This is a genomic window from Actinacidiphila acidipaludis, from assembly GCF_019890725.1.
In the GTDB taxonomy this organism is placed as follows: Bacteria; Actinomycetota; Actinomycetes; order Streptomycetales; family Streptomycetaceae; genus Actinacidiphila; species Actinacidiphila acidipaludis.
Genome location: NZ_JAINZZ010000029.1, coordinates 18,405 through 40,566 on the forward strand (window position 1 = coordinate 18,405; position 22,162 = coordinate 40,566).

21 protein-coding genes are annotated in these 22,162 nt (G+C 71.7%); 11 read left to right on the forward strand and 10 right to left on the reverse strand.

Annotated elements, in window-relative coordinates:
• The first annotated feature begins 45 nt into the window (after positions 1-45).
• The 3 genes from K7862_RS21840 to K7862_RS21850 all read left to right on the forward strand — a co-directional run bounded on the left by K7862_RS21840 (position 46) and on the right by K7862_RS21850 (position 2,563).
• On the forward strand, positions 46-840 hold the full coding sequence (locus K7862_RS21840; RefSeq protein ID WP_308012110.1) for an ATP-binding cassette domain-containing protein: 795 nt from the start codon (positions 46-48) through the stop codon (positions 838-840).
• Positions 837-2,135, forward strand: a complete 1,299-nt coding sequence (locus K7862_RS21845; protein WP_372461623.1) for a sugar ABC transporter permease — start codon at positions 837-839, stop codon at positions 2,133-2,135. The genes K7862_RS21840 and K7862_RS21845 overlap by 4 nt, the downstream gene beginning before the upstream one ends.
• Before the next feature lie 137 nt (positions 2,136-2,272).
• Positions 2,273-2,563, forward strand: coding sequence for a hypothetical protein (locus tag K7862_RS21850; protein WP_222965107.1), 291 nt, complete (start codon positions 2,273-2,275; stop codon positions 2,561-2,563).
• 59 nt (positions 2,564-2,622) lie between these two features.
• Here K7862_RS21850 and K7862_RS21855 read toward each other — a convergent pair whose 3' ends face one another.
• From K7862_RS21855 to K7862_RS21870, 4 genes are all read right to left on the reverse strand, one after another.
• Positions 2,623-2,781 carry a hypothetical protein gene (locus tag K7862_RS21855; RefSeq protein ID WP_262413582.1) on the reverse strand — a complete coding sequence of 53 codons (159 nt, stop codon included), beginning with the start codon at positions 2,779-2,781 and terminating at the stop codon, positions 2,623-2,625.
• A gap of 85 nt (positions 2,782-2,866) precedes the next feature.
• Positions 2,867-3,700: an oxidoreductase gene (locus K7862_RS21860; protein WP_222965109.1), complete on the reverse strand. Its 834-nt coding sequence runs from the start codon at positions 3,698-3,700 to the stop codon at positions 2,867-2,869.
• Positions 3,701-3,836: 136 nt separating this feature from the next.
• A complete protein-coding gene (locus K7862_RS38500) occupies positions 3,837-4,385 on the reverse strand; it encodes an SsgA family sporulation/cell division regulator (protein WP_372461624.1) in 549 nt (182 codons plus the stop codon).
• A gap of 168 nt (positions 4,386-4,553) precedes the next feature.
• Complete coding sequence (locus K7862_RS21870) at positions 4,554-5,195, reverse strand: MBL fold metallo-hydrolase (RefSeq protein WP_222965111.1); 642 nt, start codon at positions 5,193-5,195, stop codon at positions 4,554-4,556.
• Positions 5,196-5,299: 104 nt separating this feature from the next.
• Between K7862_RS21870 and K7862_RS21875 the strand changes: the two genes are divergently transcribed.
• Entirely contained in the window at positions 5,300-5,725 is a 426-nt protein-coding gene (locus tag K7862_RS21875) for a MarR family winged helix-turn-helix transcriptional regulator (RefSeq protein ID WP_222965113.1), read from the forward strand.
• A gap of 104 nt (positions 5,726-5,829) precedes the next feature.
• Positions 5,830-8,181 carry an ATP-binding protein gene (locus K7862_RS21880; RefSeq protein WP_222965115.1) on the forward strand — a complete coding sequence of 784 codons (2,352 nt, stop codon included), beginning with the start codon at positions 5,830-5,832 and terminating at the stop codon, positions 8,179-8,181.
• A 12-nt stretch (positions 8,182-8,193) separates the two neighbouring features.
• Here K7862_RS21880 and K7862_RS21885 read toward each other — a convergent pair whose 3' ends face one another.
• Positions 8,194-8,802 (reverse strand): hypothetical protein, encoded by a 609-nt coding sequence (locus tag K7862_RS21885; protein WP_222965117.1) that lies wholly within the window; start codon positions 8,800-8,802, stop codon positions 8,194-8,196.
• A 99-nt stretch (positions 8,803-8,901) separates the two neighbouring features.
• On the opposite strand from K7862_RS21885, the gene K7862_RS37735 reads away from it, so the two are divergent.
• A complete protein-coding gene (locus K7862_RS37735; RefSeq protein ID WP_262413583.1) occupies positions 8,902-9,030 on the forward strand; it encodes a hypothetical protein in 129 nt (42 codons plus the stop codon).
• A gap of 159 nt (positions 9,031-9,189) precedes the next feature.
• A complete protein-coding gene (locus K7862_RS21890; RefSeq protein WP_222965216.1) occupies positions 9,190-9,861 on the forward strand; it encodes a DUF1707 and FHA domain-containing protein in 672 nt (223 codons plus the stop codon).
• A gap of 94 nt (positions 9,862-9,955) precedes the next feature.
• On the opposite strand, the gene K7862_RS21895 is transcribed toward K7862_RS21890, so the two are convergent.
• From K7862_RS21895 to K7862_RS21910, 4 genes are all read right to left on the reverse strand, one after another.
• A complete protein-coding gene (locus tag K7862_RS21895; protein ID WP_222965119.1) occupies positions 9,956-10,336 on the reverse strand; it encodes a hypothetical protein in 381 nt (126 codons plus the stop codon).
• Between the two features lie 128 nt (positions 10,337-10,464).
• The gene (locus K7862_RS21900) at positions 10,465-12,825 is read right to left on the reverse strand and encodes a family 43 glycosylhydrolase (RefSeq protein ID WP_222965121.1); all 2,361 of its coding nucleotides are present in this window, start codon (positions 12,823-12,825) and stop codon (positions 10,465-10,467) included.
• 198 nt (positions 12,826-13,023) lie between these two features.
• Positions 13,024-14,013 carry an alpha/beta hydrolase gene (locus tag K7862_RS21905; RefSeq protein ID WP_222965123.1) on the reverse strand — a complete coding sequence of 330 codons (990 nt, stop codon included), beginning with the start codon at positions 14,011-14,013 and terminating at the stop codon, positions 13,024-13,026.
• A gap of 184 nt (positions 14,014-14,197) precedes the next feature.
• A complete protein-coding gene (locus tag K7862_RS21910) occupies positions 14,198-15,151 on the reverse strand; it encodes a helix-turn-helix transcriptional regulator (protein ID WP_222965218.1) in 954 nt (317 codons plus the stop codon).
• A 94-nt stretch (positions 15,152-15,245) separates the two neighbouring features.
• Here K7862_RS21910 and K7862_RS21915 point away from each other — a divergent pair, with 94 nt between their 5' ends.
• Positions 15,246-16,685 carry an MFS transporter gene (locus K7862_RS21915; protein WP_222965125.1) on the forward strand — a complete coding sequence of 480 codons (1,440 nt, stop codon included), beginning with the start codon at positions 15,246-15,248 and terminating at the stop codon, positions 16,683-16,685.
• A 70-nt stretch (positions 16,686-16,755) separates the two neighbouring features.
• On the opposite strand, the gene K7862_RS21920 is transcribed toward K7862_RS21915, so the two are convergent.
• Entirely contained in the window at positions 16,756-17,181 is a 426-nt protein-coding gene (locus K7862_RS21920; protein ID WP_262413584.1) for an SH3 domain-containing protein, read from the reverse strand.
• A 262-nt stretch (positions 17,182-17,443) separates the two neighbouring features.
• On the opposite strand from K7862_RS21920, the gene K7862_RS21925 reads away from it, so the two are divergent.
• The 3 genes from K7862_RS21925 to K7862_RS21935 all read left to right on the forward strand — a co-directional run bounded on the left by K7862_RS21925 (position 17,444) and on the right by K7862_RS21935 (position 21,939).
• Positions 17,444-18,436 (forward strand): YihY/virulence factor BrkB family protein, encoded by a 993-nt coding sequence (locus tag K7862_RS21925; protein WP_222965127.1) that lies wholly within the window; start codon positions 17,444-17,446, stop codon positions 18,434-18,436.
• Positions 18,437-18,533: 97 nt separating this feature from the next.
• Complete coding sequence (locus K7862_RS21930; protein WP_222965129.1) at positions 18,534-20,138, forward strand: phospholipase D family protein; 1,605 nt, start codon at positions 18,534-18,536, stop codon at positions 20,136-20,138.
• A 175-nt stretch (positions 20,139-20,313) separates the two neighbouring features.
• Positions 20,314-21,939: an alkaline phosphatase family protein gene (locus tag K7862_RS21935; protein WP_372461625.1), complete on the forward strand. Its 1,626-nt coding sequence runs from the start codon at positions 20,314-20,316 to the stop codon at positions 21,937-21,939.
• Positions 21,940-22,162: the final 223 nt, after the last annotated feature.

Consider the following 22,162-nt stretch of genomic DNA (forward strand, 5'->3'; position numbering starts at 1 on the left):
ATGGCACCAGGCGGCGACGCGAGGCGAGTCGGTGACCGGCGGGAGGTGATTGATGTGTCGAGCACACCGGTGCTCGCTCTGCACGGAATCTGCAAGCGGTTCGGTGCCGTCCAGGCGCTCACCGACATCGAGCTGGAGATCCACGCGGGTGAGGTCGTCGCGCTCGTCGGCGACAACGGCGCCGGCAAGTCCACGCTCCTCAAGGCGATCACCGGAGTCGGGCCGGCCGACGCGGGGGTCATCGAGTGGTGTGGCCGGCCGGTACGGATCCAGCGCCCCCGCGACGCCCAGGAGCTGGGCATCGCCGGCGTGTACCAGGACCTCGCGCTGTGCGAGAACCTCGACGTGGTCGGAAACCTCTTCCTGGGCCACGAGATCACGCGGGCGGGCGTGCTGGACGAGGTCGCCATGGAACGCCAGGCCCTGGAACTGGAACCGCTGGCGATCCTGACCAAGCACCGGCCGAACGTGCGGGTCCCCGTCGCCACCCTCTCCGCGGGGCAGCGTCAGTCGGTGGCCATCGGCCGCGCCATCCTCAGCCGCCCCCGGCTGCTCGTCCTCGACGAGCCCACCGCCGCCCTGGGGATCGAGCAGACCGCGCAGTTCCTCGACCTGATCGACCGCCTGCGGGACCAGGGCACCGCGATCATGCTCATCAGCCACAACCTCGGTGACGTCAAGGCCGTCGCCGACCAGGCCGCGGTGCTGCGGCACGGCCGCAACAACGGCTTCTTCGACGTGCCCTCCACGACGCACGAGCAGATCGTGTCCTCCATCACCGGTGCCACCGACAACGCCGTGACGCAGCGCGCGACCAAGCCCTGGGAGGACATGCTGTGAACGGCGCGGACGCCCCCGGTGACGCCGGAGGCGCCAAGGCGGCCGGCCGCACGGCCGGAGAGCGCCGGGCCACCGTCCGACCGGGCGGTGGCCCCGGCGAACCCGGCCGGCAGGGGCTGAAGGGCTACCTCCGCTCGCTCGGCGACCGGCTGCGCAGCGGCAGACTCGGCGCGTTCCCCGTCGTCGTCTCCCTGCTGGTGACGTGGATCGTCTTCCAGAGCCTGAACCACAACTTCCTGTCCCCCCGCAACCTGTCGGACATCTGCGTGGACATCGTCGGCCCCGGCCTGGTCGCCGTGGGCATCGTCTTCGTCCTGCTGCTGGGGGAGGTGGACCTGTCGGTCGGTTCCGTCAGCGGACTCACGGCGTCGATCTTCGCGGTGATGTACGTCAACAGCGGCGAGCCCGAATGGCTCGCCATCGTCTCGGCCCTGCTCTCGGGGGCCGCCATCGGGACCATCCAGGGGTTCTTCTTCGCCCGCGTCGGCGTCCCGGCGTTCGTCGTCACCCTGGCGGGGCTGCTGGTGTGGAACGGCCTGATGCTCTACGTGCTGGGAGCCAGCGGGACCATCGACCTGGGCGACCGCGGGCTGGTCGCGGAACTCAGCACCCGCTACTTCCACAGCGCGGCGCTCGCCTACGGCCTGGCGGCGCTGGGCACCGGCGCGTTCTTCGTGATGACATACCGGGACAACCGCGCGCGAAGCCGTGCCGGGATGTCCGCCCTGCCGGTGTGGGAGATCGCCGAGCGCACCCTGGGCGTCGCCGCTCCCTCGTTCGCGGCCGCCTGGGTCCTGGAGGACTTCCGGGGCGTGCCGCTCGCCCTCCTGGTCTTCCTGGTGTTCGTCGTCGGCCTCGACTTCGTCCTGCGGCGCACCACCTACGGAAGACGGATCTTCGCGATCGGGGGAGAGGCCGAGGCCGCCCGCCGTTCGGGTATCAACGTGGTCTGGACACGCGTATCCGCCTTCGCGATGTCCGGCACCCTGGCCGCGGTCGGCGGCCTGTTCCTGACGTCACGGGTGGCGTCGGTGGGACAGACATCCGGCTCCACCACCCTGCTGATCAACGCGATCGCCGCCGCCGTCATCGGCGGGGTCAGCCTCTTCGGCGGACGCGGCACGACCTGGTCCGCGCTGCTGGGCATCCTGGTCATCCAGTCCATCGCGTCCGGGATGGTCCTGATCGGCCTGGAGACGGCCGTGCAGTACATGGTCACCGGCGGCGTCCTGCTCGGCGCCGTCATCCTGGACTCCCTCTCGCGCCGGTCCCAGAAGCTCCACGGCCGCGCCTGAGGCCCGGCGCCCACGGCACCGGGCGGCCCGCCCCGCACATCCCGGCCGCGAATGCGCATAAAATGCTCCATACGAGGTAATTCGTGGCGGAGCCGGATGACTCCACCCGGGGGGAATCCGAACCGCGGAGGTGACCCATGGGCGAATGGACGGCCTGGACGACGCAGGGCATCCTCAGCGGATCCGGGGGCGTCGACACCGTGGAGATCGGCCCCGTCCACGGTGACATCACCCTCCACACCACCTGGGTCGACGGCCAGGCGGAACTGGCGGTTCAGTACAGCGGTGCGACCGATTGGTTCACGATCGTCGGCAGCCCCGTACCGGCGGCGACCGAGCACGACGCCCGTGACCTCCACCAGCGCATGGTGGAAGCCGCCAAGGCCGGCCGGGGCGCGACCGCTCCCCGTGCGGGACAAGCGGCGTGACGCTGTCCGCGGACGCCGGCGGCATCACCGCAGGCGTCCGCGGAGCCGATCCACGGTGCTCAGAGCACGGCGTTGGCGGCCGCGCCCGGAAAGTCCGTGCTGAGGGCCAGTTCCCTGCCCGCCTCGAACTCGGCCCGGAGCTGGTCCGGCTTGACGCCGATGCGGCGCTGCGCGTCGCTGCCCAGGACCACCCAGTGACGCGGCTCGGGCGCCTTCACCGCGTCGTGGATGGCCTCGGCGAAGCCCTCCCGTGAAGCACCGCGCGGGTGAGGCCGACCGGAGGAGGTGGAGCGTGCGTCGTGCCTACGCCGGGAAGTCCGCGGCGGCGCTGGCCTCCGCCCACTTCCTCGTCTCGGCGGCGCGGGCGTCTCCGGCTTCGAGGGCCATGGTCACGGCCTGGGCGCCGAGCGGCAGCCGGCGCGGTGGCTCGGCGTGCCCGGCCACGTCGATGAGGACCCGGGCGGCGCGGACCGGGTCACCGGGCTGCGTCCCGTTGTTCCGCGCCCGGTACTCGTTCATGGCGCCGACGGTCTGCTCGTAGTCGGCACCCACGGCGTGGAGTTCCATGGACGAGCCCTGCCAGTCCGTCCGGAACGCGCCCGGCTCGACGATGACGACCCGCACCCCGAACGGCGCGACCTCGTTGGCCAGCACCTCCGAGAAGCCCTCCACCGCGAACTTCGCGCTCTGGTAGGCGCCCATGCCCGGCGTGCCGCCCACCCTGCCGCCCAGCGAGGAGAACTGCAGGAACGTGCCGGAGCGCTGAGCGCGCAGCACCGGAAGAGCCGCGCGGGTGACGTTGACGACCCCGAAGAAGTTCGCCTCGAACTGACCCCGGAAGTCGTCCTCCGTCATCTCCTCGATGGGCGCGCTGTTGGCGTACCCGGCGTTGTTCACGACGACGTCCAGACGGCCGAAGGAGTCCACGGCGGCCCGCACCGCGTTCCTGGCCGCGGCGGTGTCGGTGACGTCCAGGGCGACCGAACGCACCTGCCCGCCGTAGCGGGAGACCAGGTCGTCGAGCTGCTCCGGACGGCGCGCGGTCGCCACCAGCCGGTCACCGTTCTCCAGAACCGCTTCCGCCAGGGCGCGCCCGAAACCGCGGGACGCGCCGGTTATCAACCATTTGGTGGTCATTTTCATCCTTGTGCGAAGTAGGGATCGGAATGAGCTGACATCACTGATCCTGTCGCGGCGTCCCGCGGACGACGTCCGTCGTTTGACTGCCGGATCCGGCGGCGGCGGGGTGGCGGTGGCGCCGCGTGTACGTAAGTCATCGCGGTTCTGTCGCCCACCCGGCCCGCTGAGGGCGGACGCGGCCTGTCCGGCGGCGGTCACGCAGGGGGAACACGGCGGTCCGGGTCTGGGCGCGTTCCTCCGGCGGAAGGCGCCACGACGGCCCTGCGGGGGAGTGCCGGACGCGGTCGGGCGGAGGTCCCGGCGTCATGCGACGGACACGGATGCCCGGCCCTCGGCACTGGCGGAAACCCGTGCTCACCAGGCCGAACGCCCCCGCCGGCCGGGCGTGACGGCCACGTTCTCCAGGGTACGGAACCCCTGACGAGCACGCCACGCGATGGGTGCGGGCCCGCTCAAGGCACCGCGCGGGTTCCGCCTCCTCACCGGTGACGTGCGTCGGCCACATCCGGATGTCGCCGGCGCCGCTCATCGGCGTCAAGCCGCCCTGCAGCAGCTCACGGCCCATGTGCCAGACGCACCGGGGCCCCGCTCGGTGAAGAACTCCACTGTGATCAGGGCCGGTTCCGCCGGGTCGGAGGTGAACTCCGCCTGTGGGGGGGTGCCGGGTGAACTCGACGAGCATCTGGGCGAGTTGTATGACCTGGGGAGCACGAGTCCGGGGCGCGAAGGTGCAGGGCACGGACGCCCCCGGCGGGGGACGGGGGCGTCCGGCGTCCGCGCGGGTGTCGGACCGGGCCGCGGGTCCGGGTCCGGGTCCGAGCGGGCACACCCCGGCGCCCGTCCGGTGGCCTCATGCGATCTCGATCGACTCGCCCGGGACCAGGCGGCGATGGGGTGCCGCGGCGCCGGGGCCGATCCCGTTCAGCAGGCCCGCGATCATCGTGCTGCCGACATCGTTGAGGGCGCCGTCGTGGACGGCGTACGTCTGCTTCGGGGAGACCTCGCGCACGTAGTCGATGAGCTGACCGGTCGTGGACCAGGGGCCGTGCACGGGCAGCAGCAGGGTGTCGACGGTGGTGTCCGGGACGGTGAGGGCGTCGCCGGGGTGGAACAGGGTGTCGTCGATGAGGAAGCCGATGTTCGCGACCCGCGGGAAGTCGGCGTGGACGGGCGCGTGCCACGTCCCGTGGACCTTCACGTCGAAGCCGGCCGCGGTGAAGGCCTCGCCCTCGCCGACGGCGGTGACGCGCGACCCGAGGCCGTCCAGTTGCCCGGCCACAGAGGTGTTGGTCCAGATCCTCAGGCCGGGGTTGTTCCGCGCGGCCGCGCGGAGGGCATCCTCGGAGAAGTGGTCGAAGTGCTCGTGGGTGACCAGAACGGCGTCGGCGCCGTCCAGCGCGTGCGGTTCCGTCAGCCCGCCCGGATCGACGACAAGGCGGCGGCCGTCCCTCTCGATGCGAACACAGGCATGGCCGAACTTCGTGAGCTGCATGGTGTCGTCCCTGATCGTTTCGTCATGTGAGCACTGAAGGTGAGGTGGTGAGATGTACAACAAGGTTGTACATCTAGATTACATACTTCGGATAGGGTGAAGCCATGAACGACGACGCCCTGGCCGAAGACCTCCGGCAGGTGATCGGGGAACTGGTCCGTGCGGTGCGAGTGGTGGACACGATGCCCTCCGGGGAGGCCGCCGTCCTCGGCCACCTGGACCGCGGCGGCCCGCAGACGACGGCCGATCTCGCCCACCTGCGCGGCGTGACCCACCAGGCGGCGGCCAGATCCGTGAAGGAACTCCTCCGGTCCGGCCTGGTCCGCGCGGAACCGCATGCCAGCGACGGCCGCAAACTCGTGCTGCACATCACCGACGCCGGCCGCGCCCGCCTGACGCGGGAACGCGCTCAGCGCGCCGGCTGGCTCAACAGCGCCATCCGGGACGAGCTCAGCGCCGACGAGCAGGACCAACTCCGCGAGTGCGTACCCCTGCTGGGACGCCTGACCGACCGCCTCACCGGGCGCTGACGCGACGCACGCCGGGCGCACCGTTCTCCGGGCGCCCGGGAGAGCCGGTTGCGCGCCCCTGCCGGTGCCCGCGAACCCCCGGACGAGGCCGCTATGTTGGCAGCATGGGAGCTGTGGGGCGGCCGGGACGAGACGACGGCATACCGGCCGACCTGACCGCCCTGGTCGGCCGGCGCGGCGAGGTCACCCGGATCCGGCGCATGCTCGCCACGGCACGCCTGGTGACGCTCACCGGAGTGGGCGGCGTCGGCAAGACGCGGCTGGGCTTCCAGGTGGCGGCCGCGGTGACCCGGGGGTCCTCCGACGACGTGCACCTGGTGGAGCTGGCCGCTCTGCGCGACGAGGAGTTCCTGGCCCAGGAGGTGGCCACCGCGCTCGGCCTCGTCGACCGGTCCGGGCGGCCGACGCTGCAGGTGGTCGTGGATCACCTCCAAGGCCGGCGGTCGCTGCTGCTGCTCGACAACTGCGAGCATCTGGTGGGTGGTTGCGCCCGTCTCGTCGACACGCTGCTGCGGGCCCTGCCGGGTCTGCGCGTGCTGGCGACGAGCCGGCAGGCGCTCCGGCTGACGGGTGAACAGATCTTCCAGGTACCGCCGTTGTGTGTTCCGCCATCTCCTGGTCCGGCGGCCGGCAAGGCGCCGGGCCGCTATCCGGCCGTCACCCTCTTCGAACAGCGCGCGGCCGCCGTGCGGCCCGGCTTCCGCGTCACCGCCGAGAACGCCGACGCGGTGGTGCGGCTGGTCGGCCGGCTCGACGGTGTGCCGCTGGCCATCGAGTTGGCCGCCGCCCGCATGCGCACCCTGTCCCCCCAGGAACTCCTCGATCGTCTCGCCGGCCGGTTCGACCTGCTGACCCTCGGAAGCCGCGCCGCCCCGCCCCGGCAGCGCACGCTTCGCGGGGTGATCGACTGGAGCCACGCGCTGTGCACGGAGCAGGAACGTGCCGTGTGGGCACGCTCGTCGGTGTTCGCGGGCGGCTTCGACCTGGCAGGACTCGAAGCCGTCTGCGTCACGCCGGACCTGCCCGCACAGGCCGTCACCGAGGCGGTGGACGGGCTGGTGGACAAGTCCCTTCTTCTGCGTCAGGAAGTAGAGGGCCGTTCGCGGTTCGCCATGCTGGGGACCGTCCGTGAGTACGGCCAGGAACAGTTGGCCGCGAGCGGGGAACTCGCGGTGTACCGCGCACGGCACCGCGACCACTGGCTCGCCATGTCCGCGCGCGCTCAGGCCGCGTCGTTCGGACCCGCCCAGGTCGGCTGGTTCGCTCGGTTACGAGCCGACCACGCCGACGTCCGCACGGCGCTGGGCTTCTGTCGGGAGACCCCCGGCGAAGCCGCGGCCGGCCTGGCGCTCGCCATGGCCCCCCGGCACTACTGGATCACCCGGGGCTCCCTGAGCGAGGGCCGGCAATGGCTGTCCCGCCTGCTGGACGCCGAAGCGCGCGACGGCACCGCGAGCCCGCTGCGCGCCCGGGCGCTGTCCGCCCTGGCCTATCTGACCATCCTGCACGGCGCTCCGGAAGAGGCGCTGCCCCTGATCGCGGAGGCCCGCGCGGCCGCCGAACGCCTGGGGGACGCGGCCACGCTCGCCTGGACCGAGCACCATCTCGGCGTGGTGGCCTCTTTCGCCGGGGACCTGGACCGCTCCTCGGTCCACTTCGAGACCGCGCTGGAGGGCCACCGCGCCCTCGATGATCTGGGTGCGGCCTGCGAATGCCTGTTCAAACTCGCCCTGGTGGCCGTTCTCAGCGGCGATCACCCGCGCGCCGAAGCGCTCTGCCGGGAGTGCGAGACCGCCACCACCGAGCACGGTGAGTCGTGGGTGCGCGGGCTCAGCCTGTTCACGCGCGGTCTGCTCCGCTGGAAGCAGGGCGACGGGAAGGCCGCGGACGCGCTCGCCAGGGAAGCCGTCCGGCTGCTGCGGCCGTTCGGCGACTGGTGGGACATCGCCATGTGCGTGGAGATCTCCGCCTGGAGCGCCGCGGCCGGCGGAGCTCACGACCGCGCCGCCCGGCTCCTGGGCGTTCTCGACGCGTTGTGGACGACGGTCGGCGGCAGGCTTTCCACGGCGCCCTTCATGGCCGGCGATCGGCGCGTGTGCGAGACGGCGGTCCGCGACGCCATCGGCGATGCCGCGTTCGAGCACGCGGTGCGCCAGGGAGCGGACCTGCCGGTCTCCCAGGCGCTGGACTACGTCCTGCGGGACACGGCGGACCACGTCCCGCGGGACACGGCCGGGCGGTCCGGGACCGCGGGCCTCACCCGGCGAGAACGTCAGGTCGCCGATCTGGTGGCCCGCGGTATGACCAACAAGGAGATCGCCGACCATCTGGTTCTCGCCCGCCGCACCGCTGAGAATCACGTGGAGCGCGCTCTGGCCAAGCTCGGTCTGACCTCCCGCACGCAGTTGGCGGTCTGGGTCCACGAGCGCGGCGTGTCCGTGCCCGGTCACGGCTGAACCGGCGGCGCGTCACTTTCCCGCGGCGATGACGTCCGCCAGGAGCTGGAAGCCGTGGTCCCGGTCGCTCGTCAGCGTCGCCTTCGGGGCGGTGCTGCGGTTGACCCCGTCGATAGTGATGGTGATCGACAGCTCACCCACGCTGCCGTAGACCGACAGGCGGCCGCCTTCGAGCGCGGCGTCAGGAGGTGCCGCGGTGTAGGTGGCGCACGACACGCCGGGGCCCGGCCCCTTCACGACCTGGTATCCGCGGTTCTGCAGCGGATCGCACGACAGCTTCGCGTAGTTGCCGGGGCCGCCTTGCCTGCTCCTGTCGTACGCCTCCAGCCTCAGGTACGGCTCACTCGTGGCGGTGGAGGCGCCCGAGCCGGCGGCCTTGATGTTCACCGTGCACCAACCCGTGGCGTGCCGGGCCGTGTCGAAGTGGCCGTCGACGCTCGCGTAGGGCAGCGGGTTCAGGGCGGTGGCGACCGTCTCCGGTCTCAGATAGCGCCCGCACCCGTCGAGAACCGCCTTCCGCATCGCCGCCGACGGCCCCGAGCCGCCGCCACCGCACCCGGCCGCCGCCCCCACGACGACGAGTCCGGCCAGTCCCAGCACGGCAGACCTGCGTCGGCGCACACGCACTCCCCTCAACGACCTGCGGTCCTCGCATTCTCACGGGTGGTGAGCGCGTGGCACACGGGACAACTACTCAATTCCGTGACGAGGTGCCGGCGGATGCCGTTGCGCAAGCCGCTGTTCGTGCCCTGGCACGACGTGGTCGCGGTCCACTGGTCGAGTCCGCGGCACCACCACCGTCGCTCGCGACCGATCCTGAGCCGCGTCGATCCGGTCGGCGGCCCGTGAACTCACGTCGTAACGCGGCGACCGCACGGACCGCCCCCGGCTCGCTGCCGGCTCGGCTCATCGGCGGCGCCGCCGCCGGCCGGCTCGCGCTCGACCGCACCGACCGCGCTGCAGGGGCCGTGGACAGCACCCACCGTCCGGTGGACAATCGCACTCGTGATGCAGCATCAGGTGCAGGTGCCGGCCTCGCGGGCGTCCGACGCGGATCGGGAAGAGGTGCTTGAGTTGCTGCGCACGGCGGCAGCCGAGGGACGGCTGTCCCACGAGACATTCCTCCTGCGCATGGAGCGCGTGCTCACCGCGCGCGACCATGCCGAGCTGCGCGCCCTGGTCGTGGATCTGCCAGTGGCCGAAGCCGTTCCGGTGACCGCTGCTGGTTCGCTGAACGGCCTGCGGCGGCTGATGCTCCGGGTGATCGCCGCGTCCAGCGACGTCGCCTCCCGCGTCCGGCGACGCCACCGGATCCGCCGGCTGCCCGTCCTCGCGCTGCCGACGGCAGGCTCGCCCTCGGTGGTCATCGGACGGAGCCACGGCAGCCATCTGCGACTGTCGCACCATTCGGTGTCCCGCTCGCACGCCGTCCTCGTCTCCGCCGTCGACGGATGGGTGCTGCGTGACCTGAGCTCACTCAACGGCACGCTCGTGAACGGCTGCCGGCTGGCCGGCCAGGCACCGGTCCGCCCCGGCGACTGGGTCACTTTCGGCAGCATGCACTTCCGGCTCGCCGCACCCAGAGCGGTGACCCGGAGCAGCGACCACGATCGCCGCGTATCGGGCGTGTCCGCCCCGCCGACCAGGGTCGCGCCCGCGGCACGCGGTGAGAGCGTCTGAACGCGCGGCCGCGGCAGGGCCGTCCGGTTGGAGCGGGGCGCCGGGAAGCTCCCGCAGCGTCTGACGGAGTGACCGCTCCCGCCCGCACGGGCCCTCACTCCCCGATCCAGCGGGCGGCCGCCTCGTACGTCGTGGCCGGGGAGCTGTTGAACGCGATGGCCGCGTCCGGCGCGAGCCGCCGCACCAGGTTGATCACCTGCTCCAGGAGTTCGACCTGATCGTCGGAGTGCCGCAGGCCGCCGCCGACGGTTACGCACTCCCACGGATGGGCGCGCAGCGCGCTCCCGACCAACGCCTCGACGTCGTCGCTTCCGTCGAGGCCGATGAGGCAGGTCTCGACCCCCACGCCGTGCTCGGCGAACGTCGCCAGCCCCGCCTCGATCGCCTCGGCCACCGGCTCGGGATCCCACGGCCCGGGCAGCCGGTACGGATCGAGCCCGATGACGAGGACGCGGGGTGGAGCGGTGGGGTCCATGTCTGGACGATACGCGCCGTACGGCCCGCGGCTCCGGTGCCGATGCCCGCGGGTGGGGCGCCGTCAGGAGCACCCCGCCCGCGGCCGACGCACGGTCGGTCAAGGGTCGTTCGACGTCCGCCTGATGCTCAGCTGTCGGCTCCGTTTCGGGCGGCCTGCGCCATGTCGTAGGTGTGCACGTAGTCGAACGAGGCGGTGGCTCCCGCGGTGTTCATGGACACGAGGCCGATGCGCAGGGCGCCCTGGTCGGTCAGCGACCACGTGCCGCCCCACTCCCAGCGGGCGCCGTCGGTGCTCGACGCCATGCGCACGTCGTACTCGTTGTGCGCGGTGTCGTGCCGCACATACAGCCGCAGCCAGGTGGTCGCCGCGGGGGCCGCGCCGAACATCGGGCCGTTGGCCACCGCGAGGGGCGGGGTGGCCGTCGGGCGTTCCGCCTCCTTGTCGAACTCCGTCTGCTGCAGCACCTGGCCGGCCTTGCCGTTCTCCGGCAGGACCGAGTGCACCAGCTTCAGGTACCGGTCGTCGTTCTGGTAGAGCACCAGGCCGGCCTGCTGTGCGGGCCGGGTGCCGTCGAAGGTGAGCTTCGTCTCGACGAGGTAGTCCGAGCTGGGAGCGTCCCGGAGCAGCACCGAGGCGGTGTTGGTGCCCGTGTACAGCTCGGCTGCCTGGGTGGGCCAGAGGAGCTGGCCGTTCTGCTGCCGCGGTCCGGTCGCGGGCTGCCGCACCCACGACCACGCCGAGTCGCCCGTTCCCGGCGTGCCGGTCCCGTCGAAGTCGTCGGAGTACGCCGTGAGCAGCGGTCCCGGCACCGGGTCGGGAACGCGGGCGGTGACCGGCCGGGCGGCCGGGGCGGCGCTCACGTTGTCGGCGTCGCCGGTGCCGTGAAGCGCGGTCACGGCGACGGAGCCGCCGGGGGTGGCGTTCCTGGGCGCCGTCACCGTCGTCACCGCGAGCGGATCGATGAGGTTGTCCTCCGAGACCGACGCCGTGACGTCGTCACCGACCCAGTCGAGCGTCAGCACCTTCCATGTGGTCGCGTCGAAGGTGGCCGGCAGCGGCGAGGAGGAGCGGACGGTCGTGCCGCCGTGCGTGACCTCCACGCGGAGTTCGCCGGCCTGGGAGTCGATCCACGCGACGGCGCCGTTGCGCCCGGTGACGCCGGCCCGCAGTCCGACGGTGCCGCCCGCCGACGTCCTGACGTCCGCCTGGGCGCGTACGTCGCCGTCGGTGTGGACCTTGCTGGTGAGCACGGCTCCGTCGCCGAGCCGTGCGAAGTGCCCGGAGTCCGTCTCGTCGCCGAGGGTGACCGGTCCGCGGGACTCCCAAGCGCTCAGCCCCGCGGTGAAGTCGTCGTCGACCGGTCCGGTCGTCACCGGAGCCGTCGCGCCGGAGACGCTGCCGCCCGCACCCGCGTTGACCACCGGCCAGCCGTCGATCCAGTCCAGCCGGTCGATCATCATCGGACGCCTGGAGAGGTTCAGCCGGCCCGCGCGCGTCTGCACCGGCGGGAAGTCGGGGTCGGCGTTGGAGATCGCGTGGTAGACGATCCAGTCCTGGCCCGACAGGTCGGTCTGGACCGCGTTGTGCCCGACGCCGGTGAATCCGTTGCCGTTCGGGGCGAGAACGAAGCCGCCCTTGCTCGACTGGTTCATCAGGTCGGTCCCTGTGTCGTCCACGAACGGGCCGAACGGGCTGTGGCTGCGGCCCACCTTGACGGTGTAGCCGCTGAACGCCCCGTCGCAGCATCCGGCGTCGGAGTACATGAGGTAGTAGAAGTCGCCGTGCCTGACGACGTATCCGCCCTCCATGCGCCTGCCCTGAGCGACCTGGGTGACCGGTCCGGTGAGCGCGGTCGCGTCGGCGTTCATCCTCGAGACGCAGATGACGTCGTAGCTGCCCCAGTAGAGGTAGTGCGTGTCGTCGGTGTCGGTGAACAGCGCCTGGTCGATGTTGCCCGTCGGGCACCCGGCCATCGCGGCTCTGGGGACGAGAAGCCCGTGGTGGGTCCACGGGCCCGTCGGCGTCGGCGCGGTCGCCAGCGCGACGCCGCCGGTGGAGAGCGCGTACGTCAGGTAGTACCGACCGTCGACATACCGGATGTCCGGGGCCCACGCGCGCGCGTTGCCCGGCCAGAACGCGGGGACCGCGTCCGGCGCGACGACGTCGCCGACGTACGTCCAGGTGACCATGTTCTCGGAGCGGAGGATGGGAAGGAGGTGCTCGCCGTCCTCACCCGAACTGTTGAAGATCGGGTTGGTGGTTCCGTAGGCGTACCACGCTCCGTCCTTGCCCCGGATCATCGACGGATCCGGGAAGGTGTCCACCACTCCGGCGGTCACCGGATTGCTGTAGGTCGCGGGCGTCGACGTGGCGTTGTTCCCGGTCGCCGCGTCGGCCGGTGCGACGCCCGAGACCCCGCCGACCAGCAACACGCCGACCGACAGCGCCGTCGCGGCAAACCGTGCCAGCTTGCCTCGCAATTCCATGAGTATTCCTTCCCCATCGGAGAAACCTGGCAGGGAGCGCGGCGAGCGGAGGAACGAGCGACGCGGCCCTGCGGAGTCATCCAAGGGAGACGGAATTTTTCCGTCAAGACACCGACAAAACAGGATGGGTGACAGGGCGTCGCCGACCGGCAGTTGCCGGCGGACGCCCCCTCAACCCGTTGTCGCGAGTCACCCGGGTCAGGAGAGGCCGACGGCGTTCCGGGCGCCGATGGCCCGCATCAGCATCGGGAAGGCCTGGTGCAGATCCTGCTGCCAGTACGGCCACGCGTGGGTGCCGGGCCCGTAGAAGTCGGTGGTGACGGGCACATGTGCCTGCCGCAGCGCGTCGACGAAGTTGACGGATTCGGCGTGCACTTCGGCTTCGACGGCGTCGGCGGGGCGCGACGGGTCGTCGTACCGGCCGGGCCGGCCGTCACCGGCGGCCACGAACAGTTTGACCCCGTGCAGGCGGTCGACGTGATCGGTCGGGTCGTTGGCGACCCAGATGGGCCGCTGGGCGACGGGTTCGCCCCACAGGGCGTTCGGGTACAGGGACGCCAGGACGCCGCCGGGATTGCTGAGCGGGTCCAGGACGCCGCTGAAGGACGCGGCCGCCCGGAACAGACCCGTCTCGGCGTATTTCATGGCGCCGTACCCGCCCATGGACAGTCCCGCGACGGCCCTTCTCGGGCTCGCGCGGAAACCGCGTTCGAGGATCTGGCGCAGTTCGGTGAGGTGGAAGGTCTCCCATTGCGGCGAGCCGCCGGCGCCCTCGTTCCACCAGTCGGAGTAGAAGCCGTCGGCGCCCGCCTCGGGCATGACGACGAGGACGTCCGTCGTGCCGGTCAGCTGTTCCACGTCGGTGGAACGGGTCCAGGAGACGTAGCTGTCACAGCACCCGTGCAGGAGGTAGAGGACCGGCCACGGCTCGTTCGGACGGCTGTTCCAGTCCGGCGGCACGAGAAGCCGCACGTGCTCGTCGGCAGCCATCGCCGGCGAGTGGACGGTGAGGTCCAGTGTCCGCGTGTCCAGCCACTGCTGGGCCGCGACATACGCTCCGTCGTCCGCGGTGACGGCCCCCGGCGCCGCCGTCCCGAAACCGGTGCCGGCATCGGCCGGGGCCGCGGTCACCATCCACGTCAGCGCCAATCCGGCCAGGGCCAGCACGGCCGACATTCTCCGTCTCATCGCGTTCCCCTTCACGGTTGTCTTGTGCGGGCCCGCGCCGCCACAGGAGGGGGCCGGGGCCCGAACCGGGTCGACTTCAGAAGGTTGTGACAACGTTGTCTGTACGCTGTCAAAACAGCCTCGCTTCGCCACCGCCGGGTGTCAAGGGGCAGGGCGCCTCCGTCATGGCGTCACTCCCACGGCATCACTCCGTCGCTGCCCGGGCCCGGTCGCCGAAGGTGCGGAGGCGCTCGATGAGGGCCGGGGGCGACTGGACGCGCAGGGGCAGGTCCAGCATCAGCAGGCGGACGGCCATCCAGTCGATGCGGTCCGCGTCCACGCGCCAGCGTGACGTGCCGTCCGGGAGCGAGTCGACCTCGCCCGGCGCCTGGCCGAGCTTCGACCGCACGACGTCGGCGGGCGCGTCGAAGTCCACCACGGCCGGCGCGGTGGGCCACAGGTTGCGCAGTTTGGATGCGACGAACTCCGCCGCGTCGGCGGCGGGAAGCGCGCGTGGCGCGACCCGCGCGCCGGTCGCGGTGACGCCGGTGAGCCGGTCGACGCGGAAGATGCGCCAGTCCTCGCGCGTCAGGTCCCAGGCGACCAGGTACCAGCGCCGGCCACTGGCGACCAGGCGCTGCGGTTCGGCGTGGCGGCTCGAGTCGGCGCCGTCGCCGGCGCGGTAGGCGAAGCGGACGCACTCGTGGTTGGCGATCGCGCCGGCGAGGACGGTCAGCGCGGAGGGGTCGACCCGCGGCCCGCCGCCGGTCATCGTCACCACCGCGGAGCCCAACGCGCCCACGCGGTACCGCAGTCGGGACGGCAGCACCTGCTCCAGCTTGGTCAGCGCCCGCAGGGACGCCTCCTCGATGCCGTCCACCGCGCTGCCCGCCGCCGCGCGCAGGCCGACCGCGATGGCGACCGCCTCCTCGTCGTCCAGCAGCAGCGGCGGCAGGGCCTTGCCGGCGACCAGGCGGTAGCCGCCGACCGACCCCATCGTGGCCTCGACCGGGTAGCCGAGCTCGCGCAGCCGGTCCACGTCCCGGCGGATGGTGCGGGTGCTCACCTCCAGCCGTTCGGCGAGCTCGGTGCCCGACCACTCCCTGGGGGTCTGCAGGAGCGAGAGCAGATTCAGCAGTCGTGCCGGGGTGTCCATCATGTCGTCCAGAGTCCGCGCCCAGTAGGACAAGAGCTGTCCTACATCCCTCATAGCGTAGGTCCTGTCAACGCAAGAGGCAGGCAGGAGCCCAGGAATGAGTACCGAGCGCAGGCGCTGGATCGCCCTCGCCGTCGTGATGACGGCCAGCTTCATGGACCTGGTCGATGCGACCATCGTCAACATCGCCGTCCCGAGCATCCAGCGCGACACCGGCGCCGGCTTCAGCGCGGTCCAGTGGATCACCGCCGGTTACGCCCTGGCGTTCGCGGTCGGCCTGATCACCGGCGGGCGGCTCGGCGACATCTACGGGCGCAAGCGGGTGTTCCTGATCGGCACGGCCGGCTTCACGGGCGCGTCGCTGCTGTGCGGGGTGGCGGCCGATCCGCAGATGCTGGTGGCGACCCGGCTGCTGCAGGGCGCGGCCGCGGCGCTGATGGTGCCTCAGGTGCTGTCGATCATCCACGCGACCTTCTCCGGCGAGGAACGCGGCAAGGTCTTCGGGCTGTTCGGCGCGATCATCGGCCTGGCGGCCGTCACGGGCCCGCTGCTGGGCGCGCTGCTCACCCAGTGGGACATCCTGGGCCTGCAGTGGCGTCCGATCTTCCTGATCAACCTGCCCGTAGGGATCGCCGGCCTGCTCCTCGGCCGCCGGTTCATCGACGAGTCGAAGGCCCCGCAGGCGCTCCGGCTCGACCTGATCGGCGTCGCGCTGGCCACCGCCGGTCTGCTGCTGCTGATGTACCCGCTGGTCCAGGGCCGGGAGAACGGCTGGCCGCTGTGGGGCTACGCGATGATGGCCGGCGGGCTCGCGGTGCTCGCGGGCTTCGTCCGCTACGAGCGGGCCAAGAAGGCCAAGGACGGTTCGCCACTGGTCGAGTTGGCGCTCTTCCGGGCCCGCAGCTTCGCCGCCGGGATCGGGGTCCAGCTGGTCTTCGGCGTCGCGTGCGGCATCTTCTTCCTGGTCTGGACGCTCTACATGCAGATCGGCCTCGGCTGGTCCCCGCTGCACGCCGGGCTGACCGGACTCCCGTTCACCGTCGCGTGCTCGGCCTCGGCGGGCCTGTCGGTCCAGTTGCTGGTGCCGCGGTTCGGCCGCAAGGTGCTCCAGGCCGGGGCGCTGACCACGGCCGCCGGCGCGCTGCTCTACATCGCGGAGTCCGCGCACTACGGCCACGCGGTCCACTCGTGGCAGATGGCGCTGCCGCTGCTGGTGATGGGCGCCGGGATGGGCATGGTCTTCTCGCCCCTGACGGACGCGGTCCTGTCCGACGTGCCGCAGGAGCACGCGGGGTCGGCCTCCGGCCTGATCAACACCACCAACCAGCTCGGCAACGCGTTCGGCCTGGCCCTGGTCTCCGTCGCCTTCACCGGCCGGACCCCGGTCGTCGCCTTCGAGCACGCGATGCTCTGGATGGTGGGCGCGCTCGCCGTCGTGGTCACCCTGATGACGGCCCTCCCCAGGCGGGCCGCGCGTCCCGCGGAGACGGCAGGCGCCGCGGCCGAGTCCGGGAAGGAGCTCGCGCTGCTGGGATGACCCCCCTCGCACCGAACCAGCCTGCCGTGGCCGGGGAACGTTCCCCGGCCACGGCAGGCCGGTTCGCCGGTCAGCCCTTGGCGTGCGGGTGCTGCCCCTGCGTCGCCAGGCTCGCGGCCGCGGAGAGCACGGTGTTGCAGAACGGCACGGTGCCGGTGTTGGCGACGTAGCGGGCGCTCAGCCAGCGCTCGTGGCTGGTGCCGCGCATCAGGTACCAGATCGTGTTGCCGTCGATGTCCTGGGCGCGGACCTTGCAGGTGAGACCGACCTGCGCGTGGTTCGCGAGGAAGCCGACGACGGAGGAGTCGGTGCTCGGGAACTGCCGCACGTTCAGGCCGGCGGGGGAGACGACCGTGCCGTACGGGAGGGCGGGCTGGGCGGGCAGCGCCTGGGCGGGAGCCGCGGCGAACAGGGCACCCCCCAGGCTCAGGGCTCCGGCCACGGCGCCGGCGGTGCGCCGCAGACCGCGTCGGGCGGGGACAGTACGCAGGGACATAAGCCTCTCCAGATCTCGACAGCCACCGGTCGCAAGGCGCGGCTGGTACGCAAGCCGAACATTACGGCTGATTATGGGAATTACCGGCGGGAAACGCCCAAGACGGAGTCGGGGGCCCGTCTCCGTCCGCGAGATGGGTGTATGCGGCTCACCCGAGGGAGACCGGCGGGACGGCCTCCTGCGCCGGACACGGCCGAGGGCGGACACTGGCCCGAGTGGTGACAACAAACCGTCGGCGGAGTGCGGAATGCGGAGGCAGCGCATGGGGGTCGTTTCTCGCCTGGACGCCTACCAGCGCAGCCATCGGTGGCTGGGACAGCCGCTCGCCGTGGTGTACAAGTTCTTCGACGACCAGGGCCCCTACCTCGCGGCGCTGCTGGCCTACTACGGGTTCCTGTCCCTCTTCCCGCTGCTCCTGCTGCTGGTGACCGCGCTGAGCGGCCTGCTGCACGGCGACCCGGAACTGCAGGAACGCGTCCTGCACTCCGCGCTGAACCAGTTCCCGGTCATCGGGGACCAGATCGGCAGGAACGTGCACTCCTTCCACAGCAGCGGGGCGGCCCTGGCCGTGGGTGTCGCGGGCAGCGTGTACGGCGTGTCGGGGGTGTTCCAGGCCGCCCAGAACGCCCTGAACAACATCTCCGCCGTCCCGCGGTGCGACCGGCTGAACCCGCTGCACTCACGCCTGCTCGGGCTGGGCTTCCTCATCGTCCCGCTGGTGGGCCTCATCGTCACCACCGCGCTGTCGACGGCGGCGTCGGTCAACGTGGTCTTCGGCGTGCAGATCGGCGCGGAACTGGCCGTCGCCCTGAACCTCGCGGCCGTGGTGATCGACGCACTGCTCGTCATCGCCGCTTACCACGTGCTCACCCACCGCATCCAGCCCTTACGGGAGTTGGTCGTGGGTGCGGTCGGGGCGGCCTGCGTGTGGCAGGGCGTGCAGCTCGGCGGCGCCTACTACGTCAACCACGTGCTGCGCGGTGCCACCGCCACGTACGGCCTGTTCGGCATCGTGCTCGGCCTGTTCGCGTGGATCTACCTCGGCGCCCTGGTCTTCGTGCTGGGCGCCGAGGTCAACTCGGTACGGGCCGAGCACCTGTGGCCGCGCAGTCTGATGACGCCGTTCACCGACCGGGTCCGCCTCACGCCCGGCGACCGCGAGGCCTACAGCCGCTACGCGGTCACGCAGCGGATGAAGGGTTTCCAGGACGTCGACGTGACCTTCGACGAACCGCCCGGCGAGATCGGCCCCTGACGACCCGCACGTCATCCATGGAAACCCCGGGCGGGGGTAGCCGGTCCCCGAGGGCAGGCGGACCGCGGCCTGGTGAGAGCGACGGAAGAGCAGACGCATGGAGCTTCGGGAGTGGCTGCTGACGCCCGGCGAGCGCGGAAATCCGGCGACCCGGCTGGACGCGCGCCGTGGCGACGGGCTGGCCTGGTCCACGGAGAACGAGGTGTGTCCGCTGGTGCACGGGGCGGAGTACTTCGGCGAGCTGCTCGCCGCGATCCGGGCGCAGCGGGCCGGTGACCTGCTGCTCTTCACCGACTGGCGAGGAGACCCCGACGAACGGCTCGGCGGTCCCGGCACCGAGATCGGCACGGTGCTGTGCGACGCCGCCCGCCGCGGTGTGATCGTCAAAGGGCTCGTGTGGCGTTCCCACTGGGACCGGCTGTCCTTCAGTGAGCGGGAGAACGCCCACCTGGGCGAGGAGATCGAGGACGCCGGAGGGGAGTGCCTGCTGGACATGCGGGTGCGGGCGGGCGGCTCCCACCACCAGAAGTTCGTCGTCCTGCGCCACCCGGACCGGCCGGAACGGGACGTCGCCTTCGTCGGCGGCATCGACCTGTGCCACAGCCGGCACGACGACGCACGGCACGGCGGCGATCCCAACCCGCAGCCCTTCGCCGCCGCCTACGGCCCCACCCCGCCCTGGCACGACCTGCAGATCGCCGTGCGCGGGCCGGCCGTCGGCGATCTGGAGGCGACCTTCCGCGAACGGTGGCAGGACCCCTCCCCGCTCAGCCGCAGTCTGCCGGGACGGCTGCGCCAGGCCGCCCGCCGCCAGGACACCCGTGCCGACCCGCTGCCCGCCCAGCTGCCGGACCCCGGCCCGCGCGGCCGGTCGGCCGTGCAGGTGCTGCGCACCTACCCGCGGCTGCGCCACGGCTACCCCTTCGCACCGCGAGGCGAGCGCAGCATCGCCCGCGCCTACGGCAAAGCCCTGAGCCGGGCGCGGTCGTTGATCTACCTGGAGGATCAGTACCTGTGGAACGAGGAGGTCTGCGCCGGCTTCGCGCAGGCCCTGGAAGAGCGCCGGGACCTGAGGATGATCGCGGTCGTCCCGCCCGTCCCGGACCAGGACGGCAGACTCTCCCGGCCGCTCAACGAGATCGGCCGGATCCGCGCGGTGGAACTGCTCGCGCGTGCGGGCGGCGACCGGTTCGCGCTCTACTCGCTGGAGAATCCCGCCGGGACACCGGTCTACGTGCACGCGAAGGTGTGCGTCGTCGACGACGTGTGGGCCGCGGTCGGCTCCGACAACATCAACCTGCGCTCCTGGACCCACGACTCCGAACTGGCCTGCGCGGTCGTCGACGACCGGCGGGACCCGCGCGAGCCCGTCGATCCCGGCGGTCTGGGCGACGGCGCCCGCACCTTCGCCCGTGACCTGCGGCTGCGCCTGGCCCGTGAGCACCTGGACCGGCCCGGCGACGCGTCCGACCACGACCTGTGCGCGCCGCGGACGGCGTTCGGCGCCTTCGCCGCATCCGCCGCGGCCCTGGACGCCTGGCACCGCGGCGGCCGCCGCGGCCCCCGCCCGCCGGGCAGGCTGCGGACCTGCGCGATTCCCCGGATGTCCCGCGTCGAGGCCGCCCTGATGGGCGTCGGGGCGCGTGTCCTCGCCGATCCCGACGGCCGGCCCCGCGGCATGCGGCACGCCGGCTCCTTCTGAACGCGGCCGCCGTGCTCTTCACTCTTTCTTGGGTTGTCTGTACACCGTCAATCCACGGAAGATGGTCGGTGCCGCCAGGTGGAGTGCGAGCGGCGCCCCGTGCCACAAGCGCGCTCCGTCGCTCGCCGCGTGCCGGCGGTCCATGCCGAGAACACGAGCGGAAAGAGGGGACAAAGTGCGGAAAAAACGCCTGACGTCGGTCCTGGCCACCCTGGGCCTCCTGGCCGGCCTGTCCACACTGGCCACCACGGCCGCCACCGCGGACCAGTCCCACGAGGCGGCCCCGGCCGCCGCATCCGTGCCGCGGCCCGACCACGTGGTGGTCGTGATGTTCGAGAACACCTCGGCCGGTTCCATCGTCGGGAACTCCAGCGCTCCGTACTTCAACCAACTGGCCGCCACCGGGGCGAACTTCACCAACTCCTTCGCCATCGAGCACCCCAGTCAGCCCAACTACCTGGACCTGTTCTCGGGTTCGAACCAGGGTGTCACCGACGACTCGTGCCCGCACACGTTCAGCACCACCAACGAGGCGTCCCAGCTGATCGCCAAGGGGCTGACGTTCACCGGGTACTCGGAGACGCTGCCGTCCGCCGGATCGACCGTGTGCACCTCGGGCGGCACCAATGGCTACGCGCGTAAACACAGCCCGTGGGTGAACTTCACGAACGTCCCCGCCGCCGACAGCCAGCCGTTCAGCGCGTTCCCGACCGACTACAGCCAACTGCCCACCGTCTCCTGGGTGATCCCCAACCTGTGCGACGACATCCACAACTGCTCGATCTCCACGGGCGACACCTGGCTGAAGAACCATCTCGACGGCTACGTCCAGTGGGCCAAGACGCACAACAGCGTCCTGATCACCACCTTCGACGAGGACGACAGCACCGGACCCAACCAGATCGCCACGTTCTTCGACGGCCAGCCGGTCAAGACCGGAAACTACGGCGAGCGCATCGACCACTTCTCCGTCCTGCGCACCATCGAGGACATGTACGGCCTGCCCTACGCGGGTTCCGCCGCCGGAGCCACCTCCATCACGGACGCCTGGAACACCACCACGGGCGGCGGCAGCGTCAGCGTGACCCCTCCGGGCAACCAGAACGGCACCGTCGGCACACCGGTGTCCCTCCAGCTCAAGGCGGCGGACACCGCGGGCGGCACGCTCTCGTGGGGGGTCTCCGGCCTTCCCGCGGGCCTGTCGGTCAACCCCGCCACCGGCCTGATCTCCGGCACACCGACGGCCACGGGGACCTTCACGGTGACCGCCACCGCGACCGACAGCACCGGTCCGAGCGGCAGCGCCACCTTCACCTGGACGGTCACCCCCTCCGGCGGCGGATGCACCGCGGCCCAACTGCTCGGCAATCCCGGATTCGAGACCGGCAGCGCCGCTCCCTGGACCGCCAGCAGCGGTGTGGTCAGCAACAACTCGGGCGAGCCGGCGCACAGCGGCAGCTACGACGCGTGGATGGACGGCTACGGCTCCGCGCACACCGACACCCTGGCCCAGACGGTGACCGTTCCGGCCGGCTGCACCACGGCCACCCTCAGCTTCTTCCTGCATGTCGACACCGCCGAGACCACGACCGGCACGGCCTACGACAAGCTGACGGTTCAGGCCGGCTCCACGACCCTGGCCACCTACTCCAACCTCAACGCGGCCACCGGATACCTGCAGAAGTCGCTCAGCCTGACCCCGTACATCGGGCAGACGGTCACGGTGAAGTTCACCGGAACCGAGGACTCCACCCTGCAGACGTCGTTCGTCGTCGACGACACGGCCGTCAACGTGTCCTGACGACGCCGTGACCGCGGGGCGGCCCTCCCGGCGAGGCCGTCCCGCGTCCTCGGCCTGTCCGTGAACCCCGGCCGACGTGGCCGCGAGGACTCCTCGTGGTACCGCGGTACTACAGGGGCACCACATTTCAGCCCTGGGTACCACAGGGCGCGGGATCGCGGCTCCTAGGTTGAGCGGGATGCCGACCGGAACGTCCGTCGGTTCGAGGCCAGGAGAAGCAAGC